Origin of the sequence: Halomonas sp. DN3 (genome assembly GCF_024137905.1) — a bacterium.
Lineage (GTDB): Bacteria > Pseudomonadota > Gammaproteobacteria > Pseudomonadales > Halomonadaceae > Halomonas > Halomonas litopenaei.
Map to the genome: position 1 here is coordinate 3,121,459 of NZ_CP099965.1, position 20,052 is coordinate 3,141,510.

Below are 20,052 nucleotides of genomic sequence, written 5' to 3' on the forward strand. Positions count from 1 at the left end.
CCTTTGCGATGCCCGCCGCGCCGGGCGGCGGGAGAAAAACGAATAAGGGTGGTATATAGCGCCGGGGGTCAGCCCACCGCGCCTTCGAGCGTCACGTTGAGCAGCGCCTCTGCCTCGACCGCAAACTCCATCGGCAGCTCCTGGAAGACGTCCTTGCAGAAGCCGTTGACGATCATGTTGACCGCGTCTTCCTCGGAGATACCGCGGCTCTGGCAGTAGAACAGCTGGTCCTCGCCGATCTTGGAGGTGGTCGCCTCGTGCTCCACCGTGGCCGTCGAGTTGCCGATCTCCTGGTACGGGAAGGTGTGGGCACCGCAGGTATCGCCGATCAGCAGCGAATCACACTGGGTAAAGTTGCGCGCGCCCTTGGCCCGCGGGCCGACCTTGACCAGACCACGATAGGACTGGTTGGAACGCCCGGCGGAGATACCCTTGGAGACGATGGTGGACTTGGAGCCCTCGCCCAGGTGGATCATCTTGGTGCCGGTATCGGCCTGCTGGCGACCGTTGGTCACCGCCACCGAGTAGAACTCGCCGATGGAGTCCTTGCCACGCAGGATGCAGGACGGGTACTTCCAGGTGATAGCGGAGCCGGTCTCGACCTGGGTCCAGCTGATGTGGGAACGGTCGCCACGGCAGTCGCCACGCTTGGTGACGAAGTTGTAGATGCCGCCCTTGCCGTCCTCGTCACCCGGATACCAGTTCTGCACCGTGGAGTACTTGATGCTGGCGTCTTCCAGCGCCACCAGCTCCACCACCGCAGCGTGCAGCTGGTTCTCGTCGCGCATCGGTGCGGTGCAGCCTTCCAGGTAGGACACCTGGGCCTTCTTCTCGCACACGATCAGGGTGCGCTCGAACTGGCCGGTGTTGGCGGCGTTGATGCGGAAGTAGGTCGACAGTTCCATCGGGCAGGTCACGCCTTCCGGCACGAACACGAAGGAGCCGTCGGTGAACACCGCCGAGTTGAGCGCGGCAAAGTAGTTGTCGCTGGTCGGCACCACGGTACCCAGGTACTGCTTGACCAGTTCCGGGTAGTCGCGGATCGCCTCGGAGATGGAGCAGAAGATCACGCCGGCCTCGGCCAGCTTGTCCTTGAAGGTGGTGGTCACCGACACCGAGTCGAACACCGCGTCCACGGCGACGCCGGCCAGGGCTGCACGCTCATGCAGCGGGATGCCCAGCTTCTCGTAGGTCTCGAGCAGCTTGGGGTCCACCTCGTCGAGGCTCTGGGGCTTGTCTTCCTCACGCTTGGGCGCGCTGAAATACGAGATCGCCTGATAGTCGATGGGCGGATAGTCCAGATGGGCCCAGGACGGCGCGGTCATCTTCAGCCACTGACGGTAGGCGTCCAGGCGCCAATCGAGCATCCACTGCGGCTCACCCTTCTTCTTGGAGATGAAGGCGATGGTGTCTTCATCCAGCCCCGGCGGGATCGTGTCGCTCTCGATGTCGGTCACGAATCCTTCTTTATATTCGCGACGGACGAGCTGTTCCATTTCCTGACTTGCCATGATGTGTCCCCTCCCGGACGGTTCGGTCGGCGGGCGTTACCCGCCCAGGGTAATGAAGTCGATGTCGATGAGGCGCTGGTCAGGCTTCCGCCGCCAGGCTGATGCTCTGGATCGGCAGGCGAATCGGCAGCTTCAGCGGCGCACTGTCGGCCAAGTGCGCCAGGGTAATGCTGTCGAGCAGTTCGCGGATCGCCAGCGACACTCGCTGCCAGTTGTCGGCCACCCCGCAGGTGGAGGCCAGGTCGCATTCGCCATCGGCGTGGCTGCATTCGGTCACCGCCACCGGCCCTTCGATGGCCGCGATGATGTCGCTGGCGGTGATCTCCGAGGCAGGACGCGCCAGGTAGTAGCCACCCTGGGCGCCGCGCCGGGACACCAGCAGTCCCGCGCGCACCAGCATCTTCAGCGTCTTGCTCACCGTGGGGTGAGGCAACTGCACCGCTTCGGCGAGCTCTCCGGCGGCGTGCGGCTGCTGGGGATGACGTGCGATCTGTGCCATCACCACCGCCGCATAGTCCGTCAACCGGGAAAGCTTCAGCATGCCCATCTCCTCGGGGAGTTCCCCTCGTCGGTGCAGGGCTCAGCCCCTGCTTCGATTGGGGACCATTTTAGTCCTGTATAACCTCCATGTGAAGAGCGGCACACATCTATCACGTCGATAGTCCTCACGTTCTCGGCACGATCGCCGCCGATAGATACAATAAAACCAATCATTCTCATTTACTTTAACTATGCGTCCGGGTTGACAGCCTCACCCCCAAGCATCAGATCCATCAATTCCCGTCATTGCAGATCGTCATTCATGATCAAACCAAATAGATACTTCATTCTGCTAAGCTTGTGCCGTATCAACGGCCAGTGAACGCAACGCCTCGCCTCTTGTCAGGCCGAGCCGATGACGTGTGTCCTGGCCCAGGGCCGTTCACAGGCCCGACTCACCCCGCCGCGAGGCCTCGACAGGAGCTATTGCCTTGGAACTGATTCAGTACGCCCTGGACAACGCCGACCTGCTGTTGTCCCGGACCCTCGAGCACATCTCGCTGGTGGGCGTTGCCGTCGGCATCGCCACCCTCACCGGGGTGCCCATCGGCATCGCCATCACCCGCAACGAGCGCGTCGCCCAGGCGGTGCTCTACGCCGCGTCGATCATCGTCACCGTGCCCTCCATCGCGCTGTTCGGGATCATGATTCCGGTGCTGTCGCTGATCGGTCAGGGCATCGGCTACCTGCCGGCGGTGATCGCGGTGCTGCTGTACTCCCAATTACCGATCATTCGTAACACCTACACCGCCATCAACAACGTCGACCCGGCCCTGCGCGAGGCTGCCCGTGGCATCGGCATGAGCCACCGCCAGCGCCTGCGGATGGTCGAGATCCCACTGGCGGTGCCGGTGATCATGGCCGGGGTGCGCACCGCCGTGGTGCTCAATATCGGCGTCATGGCGATCGCCGCCTATATCGGCGCCGGCGGTCTCGGCACCTTTATCAGCCGTGGTATCTCCCAGTCCGACCCGCGCCAGCTGATCGTCGGCGCGGTGGCGGTCAGCCTGCTGGCGATCATCGTCGACTACGGCCTGCTGGCAGTGCAGAAGCGCTTCACGCCCAAGGGCATGGAAGGCGCCGCCAACGCCGCCTGATCATTTGTGTTCCGGGAACGTCGGGGAAATGCCGCTGCGGCGGCTCGCGTCCTGTACGCCACACCGCCCGAGCGCAGCCGGAACGTCGATACGACAACAGGTGAGCCGCCGCCTCGACAGCGGCACCGTCGACGCCCATCGACGACCCGGAGCTCGCCGACGCCGACTTGCATACAAGGATTTGCTCATGATTCGTCTGGAAAACCTGACCAAGGTCTTCGATACGCCCAAGGGCGCGGTCGTCGCCGCCGACCACATCAACATGGAGGTCCCCAGCGGCGAGATCTGCATCCTGCTCGGCCCCTCCGGCTGCGGCAAGACCACCACCCTCAAGATGATCAACCGGATCGTGAAGCCCTCCTCCGGCAAGGTGTTCATCAATGGCGATGACACCACCGGCATGGACACCCAGGACCTGCGCCGCAACATCGGCTACGTCATCCAGCAGATCGGCCTGTTCCCCAACATGACCATCGAGGAGAACATCGCGGTGGTGCCCAAGCTGCTGGGCTGGGACAAGGCGCGCTACAAGGAGCGCGCCCGCGAACTGATGCACATGATCGCGCTGGAACCCGACGCCTTTCTCAAGCGCTATCCGTCCGAGCTGTCCGGTGGTCAGCAGCAGCGTATCGGTGTGGCCCGGGCACTGGCCGCCGATCCCCCCGTGATGCTGATGGACGAGCCCTTCGGCGCCATCGACCCGATCAACCGGGCGGTGATCCAGGATGAATTCCTGAAGATGCAGCAGGACCTGAAGAAGACCATCATGTTCGTCAGCCACGATATCGACGAGGCGATCAAGATGGGGGATCGGGTCGCGGTCTTCCGTGAGGGCAAGCTGGTGCAGTACTCGTCCCCCGACGACCTGCTGGCGGCGCCGAAGAATGCCTTCGTCGAGTCCTTCCTGGGCGAGGACCGCGCGCTCAAGCGGCTGAATCTGGTCAAGGTCGCCGAAGTGGTCAGCGATGAGATCGGTACCGTCAAACCGGAGGACACCCTGACCACGGCGCTCGCACGCATCGACGACTTCGGCTACCAGAATTCGATCCTGATGATCAACGACAAGCGTCAGCCGGTGGGCCTGATCAGCCGCTCCCTGGCCCGCACCACCAAGGGCTACTGCCGCGATCACTTCCAGAATGTACCGGCCACGGTGAGTCTCGACGACGACCTGCGCAAGGTGGCCTCGCTGATGTTCGCCCAGGACATCACCTGGCTGCCCTGCGTCGACGAGGAGGGCCGCGTCTGCGGGCAGATCACCCAACGCGCCATGACCCACCATCTGGGCGCCCGCTTCCGTACCAAGCAGCGCGAGACATCCGCCGTGGCCGCCGAGCCCAAGGAGTGAGCCGATGCTGATTCGAAGCCTGAAAAGCGCCGGACTCGTTCTTGCCCTGATTGTCATCTTCCTGCTCGGGGTATGGGCCCAGGCCAGCGGCGCCATCGATGACTTCCTGTGGTACCTGCCCGACGTGCAGTATCTTGTGGTCCAGCACCTGTGGCTGACCTTGCTGTCGGGCAGCCTGGCGATCCTGGTGGCGATCCCGCTGGGGGTGTGGCTGTCGCGCCCCAGCATGGCCAGGGCCGCGGAATCGATGATGCAGGTGCTCAACGTCGGCACCACCATCCCCACCCTGGCGGTGCTGGCACTGTCCATGAGCTTTCTCGGCATCGGTACCGTGCCGGCGGTGTTTGGCCTGTTCGTGGCCACCCTGCTACCCATTGCGCGCAACACCTACGCCGGCCTCAAGGGCGTCTCGCCGGCGCTCAAGGAGGCCGCTGCCGGGATCGGCATGTCACCGACCCAGCGCCTTTTCAAGGTGGAACTGCCCAATGCCCTCTACGTCATCTTCGCCGGTATCCGTACCGCCCTGACCATCAATGTCGGCACCGTGCCCCTGGCCTTTCTGATCGGCGCAGGCGGACTGGGCGAGCTGATCTTCACCGGCATCGATCTCTACGACCCGATCATGATGCTGTCCGGAGCCATCCCCACCGCCATGCTGGCGATCCTGGTGGACGCCCTGGTGGCAGGCGTGGCCTTCATCGTGGTGCCGCGCGGCGTCAATCCGGCGCGGGCCTGAATACTTAGGCTTTCCAACAACGACACCCTGCAAGGAGACATTCGCATGAAGACCCTGATGACCACCCTGACCGGCCTGGCCCTGTTTACCGCTACGGCTGGCGCCAGTGCCGACGAGATCGTGATCGGTGGCAAGAACTTCACCGAGCAGCAGCTGCTGGCCAGCATGACCACCCAGTACCTGGACGGCCTCGGCTACGACGTCGACACCCGTGCCGGCATGGGCTCGGCGGTGCTGCGCCAGGCCCAGGAAAACGGCCAGATCGACCTCTACTGGGAATACACCGGCACCTCGCTGATCAACTACAACGACGTCACCGAATCGCTGTCCGCCGACGAGACCTACCAGCGCGTCAAGGAGCTGGACGGCGAGAAGGGCCTGGTGTGGCTCGAACCTTCCGCCGCCAACAACACCTACGCCCTCGCCATGCGCGCCGAGAGTGTCGAGGAAACCGGCATCAGTACGCTGTCCGACCTGGCGTCCGCGGTGAACGACGGCGAAGAGCTTGCCTTTGCCATGAACGCCGAATTCTACGCCCGTGAAGACGGCTGGCGTCCGCTGCAGCGTGCCTACGACTTCCGCGTCGAGCGCGGCGCCGTCAAGCGCATGGACTCCGGCCTGGTCTATCAGGCGCTGCGCGACGCCCAGGTCGACGTCGGCCTGGTGTTTGCCACCGACGGCCGTGTGCCGGCCTTCGACTTCCAGATCCTCGAAGACGACCAGGGTTTCTTCCCGGCCTACGCCCTGACCCCGGTGGTCCGCCAGGAGACCCTGGACGCCAACCCGGAACTCGCAGAGCAGATGAACGCACTGTCCGCACTGCTCGATGACGACACCATGGCGAGCCTCAACGCCCGGGTGGACGTCGAACGCGAGACCATCGAGGACGTCGCCGAGTCCTTCCTCGAGGACAACGAACTGCTGTGACCCTTCAAGGCCCCCGCTCGGGGGCCTTTTTTCATGACAAGGAGATGGAATGTTCCCCTTCAAGCGACTGCTCCTCGGCGCCGCAATGACGACGCTCGCCTGCACTACCCAGGCCGACGACGAGCTGACGGTAGGCGGCAAGAACTTTACCGAACAGCTGATCCTCGCCTCGATGACCAGCCAATACCTCGAAGCCTGGGGCTACGAGGTCGAGGAACGCTCCGGCATGGGCACCAGTGTGCTTCGCAAGGCCCAGGAAAGCGGGCAGATCGACCTGTACTGGGAGTACACCGGTACCTCGCTGATCAGCTACAACGGGGTCGAGGAGAAACTCGATCCGCAGGAGACCTACGACAGGGTCAAGCAACTGGACGCGGAGAAGGGACTGGTCTGGCTCGAGCCGTCCGAGGCCAACAATACCTACGCGCTCGCCATGCGCGAGGACCAGGCAGAGACGCTGGGCATCACCAGCCTGTCCGACCTGGCAGAGGTGATCAACAATGGCGAGCCCCTGGTGCTGGCGTCCAATGCCACCTTCTATTCGCGCGACGACGGCCTGCGTCCCATGCAGGAACGCTATGGTTTCGAATTCGGTCGCCGTAACGTCAAGCGCATGGATCAGGGCTTGACCCTGCCTTCGCTCGACCAGGGAGAGGTCGACGTCGCCATGACCACGGCCACCAATGGCCGCATCCCGGCACTCGACCTGACCGTGCTGGAAGATGACAGGCAGTTCTTCCCCAACTACGCCCTCGCCCCGGTGGTCAGGCAAGATACCCTGGACGAGCACCCGGAACTGGCCGCCCAGCTCAATATCCTGTCGGGTCTGCTGGACGACGCCACCATGGCTAGGCTCAACGCCCAGGTTGACGTCGAGCGCGAGACGGTGGAGGACGTGGCGGCGCAATTCCTCGAGGACCAACGGCTGCTGTGACCCTCGGCCCCCCGGGTTCGGGGGCCTTCCACCAAGCTTTCATATACCGGTGGCGAGCGGAATCTCCAGCAGCAGAGACCGATCGCCCCCGACTCCTCTCTTGCTGCTCCCCTTGTTCGACAAAGGACCTCCCCATGAGCACTTCCCGGGACGTCATCCACTGGATCCTCACGTCTCCCCTCGACCGCCTCGATGACGCTCAGTGCCACCACGCCAAGCGCTGCCTGATCGACCTGATCGGCGTCGCCGCCGGCGCCACCGACACTGCCCTGGCCGAGCACGCACGGCGCTACGTCAGGGTGCAGCACGCGGGGGATCGCCCCTTGCTGTTCGCGTCATCAACGGCGTCCGCTACCGGCGTCGCCCTGCACGGCGCCTGGCTGATCGATGCACTCGACGCCCACGACGGCCAGGTGCTGACCAAGGGCCACGCCGGCGTTGCCATCCTGCCGGGACTGCTGGCGCTGCCCGAGATCGAGCAGGTCAGCGGCAGGGACTTTCTCGGCCTGCTGGCGATGGGCTACGAGATCGCCACCCGGGCAGGCATCGCGCTGCACGCCTCGAGCCCCGACTACCACACCTCAGGGGCCTGGAATGCCCTCGGCGTGGCAGCGGTGACCGCGCGCCTCAAGGGCCTCGCCCCGGCCCAGCTGGAACACGCACTCGGTATCGCCGAATTCTATGGTCCGCGCAGCCAGATGATGCGCTGCATCGATCACCCCACCATGCTCAAGGATGGCTCCGGCTGGGGTGCCCAGGCCGGCGTCGCGGCCACGCTGCTGGCCGAGGACGGCTTCACCGGCGCCCCGGCGGTGACCCTGTGCGACGAGCAGCAATCCGCAGTTTGGGGTGATCTGGGACGGCGCGACTACCTGACGGAACAGTACTTCAAGGCCTATCCGGTATGCCGCTGGGCCCAGCCGGCGGTGGAGGCGGTACTCGCCATACCCGCCGCCGAACGCCAGGTGGAGAACATCGAACGCATCGAGATCACCACCTTCCACGAGGCCAGACGCCTGCACACCATCGCCCCGACCACGACCGAACAGGCCCAGTACAGCCTGCCCTGGTCGGTCGCCTGCGCCCTCGATCGAGGCACCATCGACGTCGCCGCCATCAGCCGGGATCTCGGCGACGACGATCTCGTGGCGCTGTCACGGCGGGTGACGATCACCGAATGCGATGACTGCAACGCACGCTTTCCGGCCGAGCGCTGGGCCAGCGCGACGCTGCACCTGCGCGATGGTCGCCGTATTCAAAGCCCCGCCATGGAAGCCCGCGGCAACCCCCATAATCCGCTGAGCGATGACGAGATCGCGGCCAAGTTTCAGGCCCTGGCAAGCCCGGTGCTGGGCGCACGCGCCAAGGAGATCGAGGAGGTCGTCGGCACCCTGGAAACACGCCCCATCGGCGATCTGCTGAGGTTGCTGGGACAACCTTGAACGCGCGAGCTTGAACACGCGAGCCCAGGGCGTCGAACATGACGGGAGGTGGCTAGGGTGACAAAGGTGCCATGGGTGACAAAGGTGGCAAGGGTGACAAGCGCCGTGAAAGTGCCAAGGATAGGCAGATGAGACCGCTACCCGAGGATTCGACATGCCTTTCGCCCCCTCCGACGTCATCTTGATCACCGGCGGCTCCCGCGGCATCGGCCGCGCCACCGCCCTGGCCTGCGCCCGTGCCGGTGCGCGAGTCGCCTTCAGCTACCACAGCGATGACGCTGCCGCCCGGGACACCCTGGCAGCCTGTCAGGCGCTGACCGGCGAAGACGGCGCCATTGCCCTTCAGGCCGACGTGGTCGAGGAGGCCCAGGTGATGGCGCTGTTCGCCACTACGCAACAACGCCTGGGCCCGATCACCGGGGTGGTCAACAACGCCGGTATCGTGGCGCCCTCCATGGCACTGGCGGATATGTCAGTGGAGCGCCTGCGTCAGGTGATCGACACCAATGTGCTCGGCGCCCTGCTGGTCGCCCGGGAAGCCGCACGCGCTCTGGTCGACCATGGCGCCCTGGTCAACGTCAGCTCCATGGCCTCACGCCTGGGCTCGCCCAACGAGTACGTCGACTACGCCGCCAGCAAGGGCGCACTGGATACCCTGACCATCGGCTTGAGCAAGGAACTGGGCCCCCGTGGCATTCGCGTCAATGCCGTACGTCCAGGGCTGATCGAGACCGATATCCATGCCCGGGCAGGTCGACCCGAGCGGCTGGCTGAACTCGGGCCCGGCTGTCCGCTGGGGCGTGCCGGTCGCCCGGAAGAGGTCGCCGAGGCCATCGCCTGGCTGCTGTCCGACGCGGCCTCCTATGTCACTGGGGCCTTTATCGACCCCGCCGGAGGGCGCTAGAGCTCGTCTGACAAGCGCCTGCTTTCGTCGGCTCTTGACTCAGGTCGTCTCGCCGTCTGTCTCAATGGCGTATAGAAGATGTTGCTGTCAGGCATTATTTCGGCCCCGGGTGGTCCGGGGCCTCGAACGGAGCCGCTTCTATGGACACTCGCTTCTATTTCCTTATCGCCGCGGTCCTCGTCGGGCTAGCCGTCATCCACTGGATCGGCTTTCGCCTGCTCAAGCGCAAGCTGCAGCCGCCCCACGAAAGCGATGCCATCCGTGACGCAACGCCCGGACGCAGCAAAGACAACAGCGACAGCAGTGAGGAACGTTGATCCGCCGGGCAAATTGCGGCACCTTGTGGCGCCCTGCCCCCACCCTCAGGAATTCCAGCAATGCAGCATCAGGCCAAGCAGCATCAGGACCAGCTACAGACCGCCTGCGCCCAGATCAACGCGCGCCTTGGTGACGTCGAGGCCAATCTCGCCCATCACCTCGACGTGATTCATGACGCCCGCCGTCGCGGCGTGGAATTGCTGGTCTTTCCCGAGCTCTCGTTGACCGGTTACGGCCTGGGCCCGCAGGTGCTCGAGGTGGCCATGCCACCGGAAGACCCGCGGCTGGTCCAGCTGGCCAAGGCGGCCGCCGGCATGCAGGTCATCGTCGGCTTCGTCGAGGAAGCGAGCCCCGGCGAGATCTACAACGCCCTGGCGATCCTCCAGGACGGTCGCATCGCGGCGGTCCACCGCAAGCTCAACCTGCCCACCTACGGCGGACTCGAGGAAGGCAAGTGGTTCAGCCATGGCGCCAGGCTGACCGAGGTGGCGGTACGCCCCGGCTGGAGCACCACCTCGATGATCTGCGCCGACCTGTGGAATCCGGCGCTGGTGCATGCCGCCCTGCTGGCACGGCCGACGGTACTGTGCGCGCCGATCAATTCGGCCTCCGGCATCGTCTCCGAGGACTTTTCCAACGAGGAAAACTGGGCGCTCAACGTGCGCTTCTACGCCATGACCTACGGCACACCGGTGCTGATGGCCAACCGCTATGGACCCGAAGGCGACAGCCACTTCTGGGGTGGGTCGCGTATCCTCGGCCCACGCGGCGAGAGCCTGGCCGAGGCTGAGGATCGCGAGACCCTGATCTGCGCCGAACTGTCACGTACCGCCATCGCCAGGGCGCGCTTCGAACTGCCGACCCTGCGTGACGCCGACAGCCCCCTGATTCGAGAACTGATGAACGGCTATCGCTGATAGAGCGCCGGTTCGCGTAGCGCTTTTGACAACGGTATCGACAGCGCTTTCGACAACGGTATCGAGACGCCCGGCGCCGAGAATTCTCAAGGTGAAAATGCTAGGATAACGCTTCCAACTTGCAGACACTTTTCGGCGCCACCTATGACAACATCGTCTCGATCCAGCGGCCTTTCCTCTCCTTCTTGCCTGCTCGTCATGGGCGTGTCCGGTTCGGGAAAATCGTACATCGGCAAACTGCTTGCCGAACGAATCGACGCGCGGTTTATCGATGGTGACGACCACCACAGCCCCGATAGCATTGCCAAGATGTCCCGCGGAGAACCGCTCACCGATGAGGATCGTCAGGGTTGGCTTGCCGCCCTTGCAGGGCTCTACCGGGAGCACCACGAGCAGGGGCAATCGCTTGTCATCGGCTGCTCCGCGCTCAAGCGCCAGTACCGGGACCTGCTGCGCGAAGGAGCACCCGCGCTGGAGATTCTTTATCTGCATGGCAGCCACGAGGTCCTGCTGGAGCGGCTGAACAGCCGTGGCCAGCACTTCTTCGCCGGCGAGCATATGCTCAAGAGTCAGCTCGCCACCCTGGAAATGCCAGGCGATGACGAGGCTATCCGTTGCGACATCCAGATGACCCCCGATGCCATCATCGATGACTTCCTGGCACAGCTGGCGCGCCGCCGGTAGTCCTGGCTGCCAGCGCTGAACGACCTGTTGCAGGGAGACCCCACCTGACCTCGGCGTCGCCCTTCCCTCACAGGCTACTGTCGGCTTTTTTCTCGGTGATACCGCACAGGCAAAGTTTCTCGCCCATGCAGCAGTAATGAAGTCCGTAGAATTGTCACCAAGTCGTCATGTTGCAACTCTGGTCGACCACCAGCACCGACGGCGAACAGCGTTGACCGCATCCCGGCAAATCACGGTAAATCGCGGCAACAGACGGCCGTCGACAATGGAACGTCGACATCAGCGCGTCGCTGGTCAGTACGTAACTCGTCAGCGCGTCGATATCAGCAGACAGGAGGCTCCCATGACAGATCCAATGGTAGGCAAGACGTTTGAATTCAGCTGTGACGGCACCACCTGGGGCGTCGTCTTCGAGAATGCCACTCGCATGCGCCATCGTCTGGGCGGCACCTCCCTGGGTGACGCCTCATCGAACCAGGAGTGCCAGGACATCAGCTGCGCCTACCTGGCGACCCCGGTCGATGAGCACCGGATCTTCGTCTACGGGCTCGAGGAGCAACAGCTGGCGCTGCGCTACGTGCTGGATTTCAACGACATGACCTTTGTCGGTCATGGTGCCTTTGACGGTCTGTCCTCCACCGCCAGTGGCGAGTTCCGCCCGTCCTGAAGCCTGGCGGCCCCGCCTTGTATGGCCGTATCTCACCTGGCACTGGGCAACAGTCTAGAAAGGCATCAAGCACCAACGGACATCAAGGACCGTCCCGAAGCTCAATCGGTCACCGGTCCTTGATGCCTGGGTTTCTAGACCTGGGTTTCTGGACCTGGCACACCGTCCGGCCAAGACGCTGTTCCAGACGAGGACATGTCTCCCTGTCTTACTGCCGTTCAAGCGGCAAGCGCTGCACAGGTCCAGCGCCTGTCACTGGCGACGACCGGACTGTAGAAGACCGACCCCTGCCAGAATGGCGACCATCGCTACCAGATCCAGTGCTCGCACCGGCTCCCCCACCAACAGAACACCAATCATCAACGCCACCACCGGCGGTAGATAGGTCACTCCCGAGGCTACGACCGCCCCCAACCGATCGACGATGAAGTAGTAAAGGACATAGGCGACCCCTGTCCCGAGCAGTCCAAGCCCTACCGCCATCGCCCAAGCTGCGCGAGGATGGTCGAACAGCGTGCTCACCCCGCCAAGGTCGACGCCAAGCAATAGCACAAGCAGGGCGAGGCCCGTCTGATAGGTCGCCAGTGCCAGTGGTGGTAATCCCAGTGGACTGACGAAACGGCGCGCGTAAACGAACGACAGTCCCACGCTGGCGGACCCAAGCACCATATAACCAACGCCGGCGGGTGACACTTCATTGACCGACATTCCCCAAGGACTGGCAATCAGTAGAATGCCGACAAAGCCCAGCAAGGTACCGCCAATGGAGCGAGGGTTCAGCGGCTCGCTGCGCAGGAATAGCCAGGCGGCGACAAAGGTAAAGAGCGGGATGGCACCACTGAGCATGCCGGCAAGACTGGACAGCAGAAGCGCAGTCCCCTGAGCGAAGGCAACGTAGTAGATCACCGTTGCCAACAGCGCCATCACCACGAAGTGATGCAAATGGCGCAGGTGCGACCAATGCAGAGAACGGGTGACCAGGCCAACGCTAAGGATCGGCAGGAAGCCAAAGCCCACCCTCAGCAGCGCAACCTGAGAGGAGGTGATCCACTCGGAGGCCCATTTCATGAACACGAAGTTGCTGCCCCAGATCACCCCGAGAGCGATAAACGCCAGATAGGCACTCGCTGCCAAGCGGGTACGGTCAGTCATGAGCGTGTACGGTCTGGCCATGAGGTCTCCTTGCGGCGAATCAAGTGCGTTGTGATTCGTTCAAGGATGGCGGCATTGACCTCACGCCGAAAACGTTATCTCCTTGCTTCAGGATGTAGAAAAACTACAGGCTGATGGCGCGATGACACGACAACCCAGACTCGACTCCCTGCGCATGTTCGACGCTGCGGCACGCCACCTGAACTTCCGGCGGGCCGCAGAAGAACTGACCTTGACCCAGAGTGCCGTGGCCCAACGTGTCCGTCAGCTCGAAGACGACCTGGGCGTCGCCCTGTTTGTCCGCCAGGCGCGGGGATTGGTCCTGACCCGCAAGGGCCAGCAGTACCACCGCCGACTCAAGCCAGCACTGGCGATGATCGATGAGGCCACGCGACAGCTCTTCGCTGGCGCAGGCCCGCTGAAGATCAGCGTCACCCCTTCCTTCGCCAGCAAGTGGCTGCTGCCTCGTCTCCCGCTGTTTCGCGACACCTACCCGGAGGTCAACCTGGAACTCGAGGCCAGCGAACGTCTGGCGGATTTCTTCGTCGACGGTGTCGACTTCGCTATCCGAATGGGCCGCCCACCGTTCGGTGAAGGCTTGCAGCATCACCGTCTCGCCGGCATCGGGCTTTGCGCCCTTTGCAGTCCGGACTACCTGGCAAGGCAAGGCGGCACGATCGACCTGACGGACTTGTCGACGCAAACGCTGTGCAGCGATGTGCATCGCCTCTGGGGCCGCTTCGCAGATCGATTGCCGGGGCAGCAAGAAGCACGCCAACTGCGCTTCAGCCACACCAGCCTGGCCATCGACGCGGCGGTATCGAGCCAGGGGCTGGTGCTGGCCCCTCGACTGCTGGCAACCGCGCACCTCGAACGTGGCGAGCTGGTCGAACTGTGCGTCTTCGACGACGACCAGCAGGGCTTCTATCTGGTGTATCCCGACTCGCGTCAGCGAGAAGCCAGTGAAGTCCTGCTGCCCTGGCTCTCGACTCAACTGGCCAGCTGACAGAGCACGCTGGACTCGACTCCCCCCTTCCTCGCAGGGCGTCGCTCCCAGGCCCGGAAAAGGCCGTACCGACGTCCCCGCCAGCGTCCGTCCCCTGCCTGCGATCACGCCGCGCGGTGGCGTTCGGCCAAGGCGACCAGCCCGGCCAGGGTGGCCTTGTCGCTGTCGACCTCCTCGACGCGAATGCCCTGGCGCTCCAGCGCCTGGCGGTAGAGCGGATTGAGACTGGACGAGCCGACCAGTACCACCGCGCCCTGGTGGTTCAGTAGATGCTCGCGCTGGGCCAGCACCTCGGCACCGATCAGCACCCCGGACAGAAAACTGCCCACCTGGTGAGCGCCAAGCCCTGCGTACAGGTGGCGGCTTCGGCCTTCGAACAGGGCGTGCATCAAGCCCGCCGGATGGTCCGCCGCCGCCAGGCCCTGGGCAAAGCCATCGGCGTCGTGGGCGTCGCTGCCCCTGGCCGGCTCTCCCGGCAGGGTATGAAACCGCACCGCATGATAGAGCTCGCCGGTCATCACCGTGGAGAAGTCGATCAGCCGCTCTCCTTCCAGACGGGCCCACTTGCTGTGGGTGCCCGGCAGACAGCAGACCCCGGCGGACAAGCCCAGCAGCGCCAGTGCGCCGAAGGCCTGGATCTCCTCGCCGCGCATCACGTCGACGTGATCCTCGCGCACCACCTTGAGGCCAGGCACGATCCAGGCGTTGTCCAGCCCCGGCGCCGCTACGACATTGTCGGCCAGGTCGGTGGCCGAACGCGGCACCTCGAGCTGCGGTGCCTCGCTCCAGCCGCGAGCGGAGCCGACCATGCCCGACAGGTAGACCGGCACTTCACCGCCCTTTCGCCAGGCCCCGACCTGGGCCTCGCAGTAATGCGGGAATTCGTCCGTGCTCAACGACTTGAGCCCGGCATCCGAGCGCACGCTATCGACACACTCGCCGCTATCGAGGTCCACCAGAAAGGCGCGAAAGTTGCTGGTTCCCCAGTCAATGGCGATCAGCCGCCGGCTCATGCGCCACCCCCTTGCTGGCCTGCCTGGTCAGCCGCCAGACGCTGCCATTCGGCCACCAGCTCGCGTGCGATCTCCCCCACCTCGGCGGCGCTGCGTCCGGGCTTGTAGAGGTTGCTGCCGAAACCGAAGCCGGCGATGCCGACCCCATGCCACTCGGCCATGTTGGAGCGATCGATACCGCCCACCGCCAGCACCGGCAGGCCCTTGGGCAGGATCGCACTGATGTCCTTGAAGTAGCCGGTGCCCAGGCGTGCCGCCGGGAACAGCTTGAGTGCCATCGCCCCTGCCCGCGCCGCGGCCAAGGCTTCGGTCGGGGTCATGCAGCCGATCATCGGCGCAAGCCCACGTTCGGCGCCCAGCGCCACCAGCTCGGCCTCGGTGTTGGGGGTGATCATCAACGGCGCCCCGAGCTCGGCAAGCCGTGCGGTATCGTCTTCGTCGAGCACCGTGCCGGCACCGATCAAGACGTCGTCGGGGCAACAGGCCACGGCGCGCTCGATGCTGACCCAGGGCTCAGGCGAGTTGAGCGGAATCTCGATCAGCCGGAAACCGGCCTCGACCAGGGCGTGACAGACCGGCTCGATCTCGTCCGGCGTGATACCACGCAGGATCGCCACCAGCGGCGTCTCGGCCATGGCAGCGTCCAGCACGCGACGTTGAGCGTCGTTCATCGCAAAGTCCTCGAAGTCGAAAAGAAGGAAAACTCAGCCCCATGATAAAGCGAAGGGCGGCTGATGCCGCCCTTCGCCGTCAGGGTTCAGACCTAGTTGACTAGCCACATGGCCATTTCGGGCCACACCAGCAGCGCCGCGAGCACGCACAGTTGCAGGGCGATAAAGGGCAGTACCGAGACGAAGATGTCCTTGAGGCTGATCTCCGGTGGCGCCACGCCCTTCAGGTAGAAGGCCGCGGGTCCGAACGGCGGCGACAGGAAGGACACCTGCATGTTCACCGCGAACAGGATGCCGAACCAGATCGGGCTGTAGCCCAGCTGCACGATGATCGGCACGAAGATCGGCAGGGTCAGCATGGCCACCCCGATCCAGTCGAGGAACATGCCGAGCACGATCAGGATCGCCATCATTACCAGGATGATCACGATGGGCGAGACGTCCAGATCCATGATCATGCCGGAGATGAAGCGGTTGCCACCCATCAGGTTGTAGACCCCGACCAGGGCGGCGGCGCCGATGCCGATCCAGATGATCATGCCGCAGGTCACCAGGGTCTGGGACAGGCTCTGGTGCATCATCGAGAACGAGAACTCGCCCCGGGCCAGCACCGCCAGCAGCACACCGAACACGCCCATCGCCGCTGCCTCGGTGACCGAGGCCACGCCACCGTAGATCGAGCCCAGCACCATGAAGGCGATCAGCGCCGGTACGATGATCGAGCGCAGCGCGGCGCCCTTGGAGGCGAAGCCGGCGTTGCGGTCCTCCTCGCTCATCGGCGGGCCCATGGCGGGGTTGCGCAGGCAGCGCACCAGCACATAACCGATGTAGGACAGCATCAGGATCACCGCCGGGGTAATCGCCGCGGTAAACAGGTCGGCGATGGAGACGCTGGCGATCAGGCCGTAGATGATCAGCACGATGGACGGCGGCATCATGGTACCGAGCGCCCCGCCGGCGCAGACCACGCCGATCGACAGGTGCTTGTCGTAGCCGAGGCGGAGCATCTGCGGCAGCGCCAGGATGCCGAGCAGCACGATCTCGCCGCCGATGATGCCGGACAGCGCGGCCAGGAAGAACGCCACCACCACGGTCTGCACGGCGACGCCCCCGGGCAGTCGCCCGGCGAACACCCGCATGGCGTTGAACAGATCCTTGGCGATGCCCGATCGGTCGAGCAGCGAGGCCATCAGCACGAACATCGGCACCGCCACCAGCGAGTACTCGGTGACGAAGCCGTAGACCCGGCTGGTCACCAGCGGCAGGGCGTTGGGGCCGAACCAGCCGAAGGTAAAGGCCAGCGCCACCAGGCCGGTGATAAAGGCCAGCGGCAGGCCGGTGACCAGCAGCGCGAAGATGGCGCCGACCAGCAGCAGGGTTCCGTCTGCGATGCTCATCAGTCAGCGCCTCCTTCGGGTGCGTCGGGGGCGGGCTTGCCCTTGATCGACTGGATCAGGTGAATCAGCGCCTGGACGCACATGATCGCCACCGCGGCGAGGATCATGCCCTTGACCAGTGCCGGGAACGGCGGGTTCCAGGAGGTGCCGGAGCGCTCCAGCTGCCACTCGCCGAGGGGGTTGTGGGAGGCGCCGTAGAACATCACCCAGGCAGCGTAGGTCATGCCCAGGCAGAAGCCGAAGGTGACCAGGTCATTGAAGCGGTCGAGCCACAGCCGGAACCTCGGGCCCACGGCGTCATAGAGCACCTTGACCCGGATATGGCGGTTGGAGGCCAGCGCGGCGGGGCCGCCGAGACAGAAGCTGACCGCCACCAGCATGACCACGGTCTCGTGGACCCAGGAGGTGGGCGCGCCGAAGCCGTAGCGCATGATCACCTCATAGACGCTGATGGCCATGGCGATGAACACCAGCCAGGCGGCGAACTGGGCCACCCGAACCACGCCACGGTCGAACCGACTGCGAACCACATCGGGGGCACGCTCGGGCGTCTTGTCCGTTGACGGATCGGGTGATGGGTCGGGCCCAGGCCCTGCACGTGTCTCGTCACTCATGAGACATCCTCGACATTGATGTATCGCGACGCCCGAGATCTATCGCCCCAACGGGCGCGGACATCGCAAGATGAAAATGAGGGGGCGGTGCCTCGGCACCGCCCCGGGTTCCACTGGCGCACGCCAGCGAGGCTTACAGCAGATTGTGGTTCTCGAGGTAGGCCACCACGGACTCATAGAATTCCTGGGTGATCTCGTTCTTCTCGGCCCAGTTCTCCCACTCCTGCTTGGCGATATTGCGGAACGCCACGCGCTCCTCCTGCGGCAGGTCGATGATCTCGATATCCGGGTTCTGGCGGGCCTCGCGCACGGCTTCCATGTCGCGGGTCTTGAGCTCGGCCACCATCTCGTAGGCCAGGGCGTCGACCGAGGTCTCGAGGATGCCCTTCAGGTCATCGGAGAGACTGTCCCAGACGTCCTTGTTGAGCGACACCGCCACCATCGGCAGCGAGTGGAAGCCCGGGTACAGCGGGTACGGCGCGAACTCGTGCAGCCCCTGGGCCTGGTTGGTGGCGAACACGGTGTAGTCGGCGGCGTCGATGACGCCCTTCTCGAGGCCGGTATAGACCTCGGAGCCCGGCAGGTTGACCGGGGTCGCGCCGGCGGCCTCGAAGATGTTGTAGACCATGCCCTCGGGTGCACGCAGCTTGAGGCCCTGCATGTCGTCGATGGAGCGCACCGGCTTGGTCGACGGCAGCGACTCGAGGCCGGTGGCGGCGGCGCCGATCAGGTGGACACCGTAGGGCTCGACCAGCTTGTTGTAGAGCTCTTCGCCACCGGCGTTGTTCATGTAGTCGAGGAAGTCGTAGGGGTCGCTCCAGGCGCCTACCAGGTTGCCGATCATGCCGAAGGCCGGGTTCTGGCCGGTGAAGTAGCTGGGATCGGTCAGGTGGCCCTGAAGGATGCCGGACTGCACGGCCTGCAGGGTCTGGTTGGCCTGGACCACGGCGTTGACCGGCAGGATCTCGATGGAGATGCGGCCGTTGGACATGGTCTCGACGTTGTCGGCCCAGGCCTTCTTCATCTCGAACTGCGGCTCACCCGCGGTTTCGGAGGTCTGGAAGGTCCACTCGTACTCGGCAGCCTGGGCAGAGGTCGCCGTCGCCGCGAGGATCGCCGCGCCCAGCGTCGTGAGCGCAGAACCAGAGAACTTGAGCTTGGTGCTTGCCATCATGGGAATCTCATCCTTCTTGTTGGCGAGTTGCAGGGAATTCGGGAGCGTCGAAGGTGGTCTCGATCGTGGCGGGCGACCTTGTCACCCCTTCGAGACCCAGGTCCTGCCCGGTGCGCTCCAGGACCGCGAGAGCCGCTCGGGCGGCTTCCTGCGGCTGGCGAAGCCGGATCGCCTCCATCACCCGGCGGTGACGATCCATGCTGTCGTTGAGCCTATCGGCGCTGTGGTTGGAGCGTTCCACCAGCAGCGCGATGGCAGGTTTGAGAACGTGGCTGATCTGGGCCCACACCAGATTGTGTGATGCGGTAAAGATCGCCTCGTGAAAGGCCACGTCATACTCGTCGTGGCTCTTGCCATCAAAGCGTAGATCATCGTTGGCCAGCGCTTCGATCATGCCTTCATAGGCCGTCTCGATGGCCAGCAGATCGGCGGCGGTGGCGTGCTCGGCCGCCAGTCGTGCGACAAAGGGCTCCACCGCCACGCGAAAGGCAAAGACTTCACGCTGGATCACCGGATTGGGATGGGCGAAGCGCGCCAGCCAGCCGCTGACCCTGGGGTCCAGCAGGTGCCAGCCCTCCAGCGGTTGAACCCGAGATCCCTGGCCCGAGATCCGCGTGATCATGCCCGCCGCCACCAGCACCTGTAGCGCACTGCGCACGGTGGAGCGGCTGACTTCGAAGCGCTCGCACAGATCCACTTCCCTGGGCAGAAACTCCCCCGGCGCATGCTCACCGGCGAAGATCGCCTCGGCCAGGGCATCGGCGATGTCCGGGCGCGCGCGACGCGAGGTGGAAGTGGAACTTGCCGACATGGCGCCATCCATACAGGGAACGAGGGAAATCGGACATGTGGCACCATGTGTCTGACGGCGCTACACGTTATGTCCGACATAGCTTGACGAAAACGTATATCAAACGCCTTTAGACTTTAGTCATGGTTGGGTAGCGCCCTTCAGCCACGCCCTGCCCGCCCCGCTCCTCGGGGAACCTCGCTGATTCGG

General features: G+C 64.4%; 21 protein-coding genes. 12 read left to right on the forward strand and 9 right to left on the reverse strand.

Annotated features, from left to right (window positions below):
* Positions 1-68 precede the first annotated feature (68 nt).
* Both sufB and NKF27_RS13555 read right to left on the reverse strand, forming a co-directional pair.
* Positions 69-1,511 (reverse strand): Fe-S cluster assembly protein SufB, encoded by a 1,443-nt coding sequence (sufB, locus tag NKF27_RS13550; RefSeq protein ID WP_108450186.1) that lies wholly within the window; start codon positions 1,509-1,511, stop codon positions 69-71.
* A 79-nt stretch (positions 1,512-1,590) separates the two neighbouring features.
* Positions 1,591-2,052 carry an SUF system Fe-S cluster assembly regulator gene (locus NKF27_RS13555; protein ID WP_045995116.1) on the reverse strand — a complete coding sequence of 154 codons (462 nt, stop codon included), beginning with the start codon at positions 2,050-2,052 and terminating at the stop codon, positions 1,591-1,593.
* 430 nt (positions 2,053-2,482) lie between these two features.
* On the opposite strand from NKF27_RS13555, the gene NKF27_RS13560 reads away from it, so the two are divergent.
* The 11 genes from NKF27_RS13560 to NKF27_RS13610 all read left to right on the forward strand — a co-directional run bounded on the left by NKF27_RS13560 (position 2,483) and on the right by NKF27_RS13610 (position 12,025).
* Positions 2,483-3,148, forward strand: coding sequence for an ABC transporter permease (locus tag NKF27_RS13560; protein ID WP_045995115.1), 666 nt, complete (start codon positions 2,483-2,485; stop codon positions 3,146-3,148).
* Between the two features lie 187 nt (positions 3,149-3,335).
* Positions 3,336-4,496: an ABC transporter ATP-binding protein gene (locus NKF27_RS13565; RefSeq protein WP_108133011.1), complete on the forward strand. Its 1,161-nt coding sequence runs from the start codon at positions 3,336-3,338 to the stop codon at positions 4,494-4,496.
* 4 nt (positions 4,497-4,500) lie between these two features.
* Positions 4,501-5,232 carry an ABC transporter permease gene (locus tag NKF27_RS13570; protein WP_253552353.1) on the forward strand — a complete coding sequence of 244 codons (732 nt, stop codon included), beginning with the start codon at positions 4,501-4,503 and terminating at the stop codon, positions 5,230-5,232.
* A 45-nt stretch (positions 5,233-5,277) separates the two neighbouring features.
* The gene (locus tag NKF27_RS13575; protein WP_253552355.1) at positions 5,278-6,159 is read left to right on the forward strand and encodes a glycine betaine ABC transporter substrate-binding protein; all 882 of its coding nucleotides are present in this window, start codon (positions 5,278-5,280) and stop codon (positions 6,157-6,159) included.
* Between the two features lie 49 nt (positions 6,160-6,208).
* Positions 6,209-7,093 (forward strand): glycine betaine ABC transporter substrate-binding protein, encoded by an 885-nt coding sequence (locus NKF27_RS13580; protein WP_253552356.1) that lies wholly within the window; start codon positions 6,209-6,211, stop codon positions 7,091-7,093.
* 134 nt (positions 7,094-7,227) lie between these two features.
* Positions 7,228-8,535 carry an MmgE/PrpD family protein gene (locus NKF27_RS13585; protein ID WP_253552358.1) on the forward strand — a complete coding sequence of 436 codons (1,308 nt, stop codon included), beginning with the start codon at positions 7,228-7,230 and terminating at the stop codon, positions 8,533-8,535.
* A gap of 154 nt (positions 8,536-8,689) precedes the next feature.
* Positions 8,690-9,439 carry an SDR family oxidoreductase gene (locus NKF27_RS13590; RefSeq protein WP_253552360.1) on the forward strand — a complete coding sequence of 250 codons (750 nt, stop codon included), beginning with the start codon at positions 8,690-8,692 and terminating at the stop codon, positions 9,437-9,439.
* A 140-nt stretch (positions 9,440-9,579) separates the two neighbouring features.
* Positions 9,580-9,756 carry a hypothetical protein gene (locus tag NKF27_RS13595; RefSeq protein WP_253552362.1) on the forward strand — a complete coding sequence of 59 codons (177 nt, stop codon included), beginning with the start codon at positions 9,580-9,582 and terminating at the stop codon, positions 9,754-9,756.
* A 60-nt stretch (positions 9,757-9,816) separates the two neighbouring features.
* Positions 9,817-10,674, forward strand: a complete 858-nt coding sequence (locus tag NKF27_RS13600; protein ID WP_253552364.1) for a nitrilase-related carbon-nitrogen hydrolase — start codon at positions 9,817-9,819, stop codon at positions 10,672-10,674.
* Between the two features lie 198 nt (positions 10,675-10,872).
* Positions 10,873-11,358, forward strand: a complete 486-nt coding sequence (locus NKF27_RS13605; RefSeq protein ID WP_367399267.1) for a gluconokinase — start codon at positions 10,873-10,875, stop codon at positions 11,356-11,358.
* A 343-nt stretch (positions 11,359-11,701) separates the two neighbouring features.
* Complete coding sequence (locus NKF27_RS13610) at positions 11,702-12,025, forward strand: hypothetical protein (RefSeq protein WP_108133018.1); 324 nt, start codon at positions 11,702-11,704, stop codon at positions 12,023-12,025.
* A 252-nt stretch (positions 12,026-12,277) separates the two neighbouring features.
* Here NKF27_RS13610 and NKF27_RS13615 read toward each other — a convergent pair whose 3' ends face one another.
* Positions 12,278-13,198, reverse strand: coding sequence for a DMT family transporter (locus NKF27_RS13615; protein ID WP_253552368.1), 921 nt, complete (start codon positions 13,196-13,198; stop codon positions 12,278-12,280).
* A gap of 121 nt (positions 13,199-13,319) precedes the next feature.
* Here NKF27_RS13615 and NKF27_RS13620 point away from each other — a divergent pair, with 121 nt between their 5' ends.
* A complete protein-coding gene (locus NKF27_RS13620) occupies positions 13,320-14,183 on the forward strand; it encodes a LysR substrate-binding domain-containing protein (protein WP_253552370.1) in 864 nt (287 codons plus the stop codon).
* Between the two features lie 104 nt (positions 14,184-14,287).
* Here NKF27_RS13620 and NKF27_RS13625 read toward each other — a convergent pair whose 3' ends face one another.
* The 6 genes from NKF27_RS13625 to NKF27_RS13650 form a co-directional block, all read right to left on the reverse strand.
* Entirely contained in the window at positions 14,288-15,196 is a 909-nt protein-coding gene (locus NKF27_RS13625) for a 2-dehydro-3-deoxygalactonokinase (protein WP_253552372.1), read from the reverse strand.
* The gene (locus NKF27_RS13630) at positions 15,193-15,867 is read right to left on the reverse strand and encodes a 2-dehydro-3-deoxy-6-phosphogalactonate aldolase (RefSeq protein ID WP_253552373.1); all 675 of its coding nucleotides are present in this window, start codon (positions 15,865-15,867) and stop codon (positions 15,193-15,195) included. Before NKF27_RS13630 ends, NKF27_RS13625 begins: the two co-directional genes overlap by 4 nt.
* Positions 15,868-15,959: 92 nt before the next feature.
* Complete coding sequence (locus tag NKF27_RS13635) at positions 15,960-17,264, reverse strand: TRAP transporter large permease subunit (protein ID WP_124803967.1); 1,305 nt, start codon at positions 17,262-17,264, stop codon at positions 15,960-15,962.
* Entirely contained in the window at positions 17,264-17,878 is a 615-nt protein-coding gene (locus NKF27_RS13640) for a TRAP transporter small permease subunit (RefSeq protein ID WP_124803969.1), read from the reverse strand. The genes NKF27_RS13635 and NKF27_RS13640 overlap by 1 nt, the downstream gene beginning before the upstream one ends.
* Positions 17,879-18,011: 133 nt before the next feature.
* Positions 18,012-19,052: a TRAP transporter substrate-binding protein gene (locus NKF27_RS13645; protein ID WP_108449155.1), complete on the reverse strand. Its 1,041-nt coding sequence runs from the start codon at positions 19,050-19,052 to the stop codon at positions 18,012-18,014.
* 7 nt (positions 19,053-19,059) lie between these two features.
* The gene (locus NKF27_RS13650; RefSeq protein ID WP_253552375.1) at positions 19,060-19,863 is read right to left on the reverse strand and encodes a FadR/GntR family transcriptional regulator; all 804 of its coding nucleotides are present in this window, start codon (positions 19,861-19,863) and stop codon (positions 19,060-19,062) included.
* Positions 19,864-20,052 lie beyond the last annotated feature (189 nt).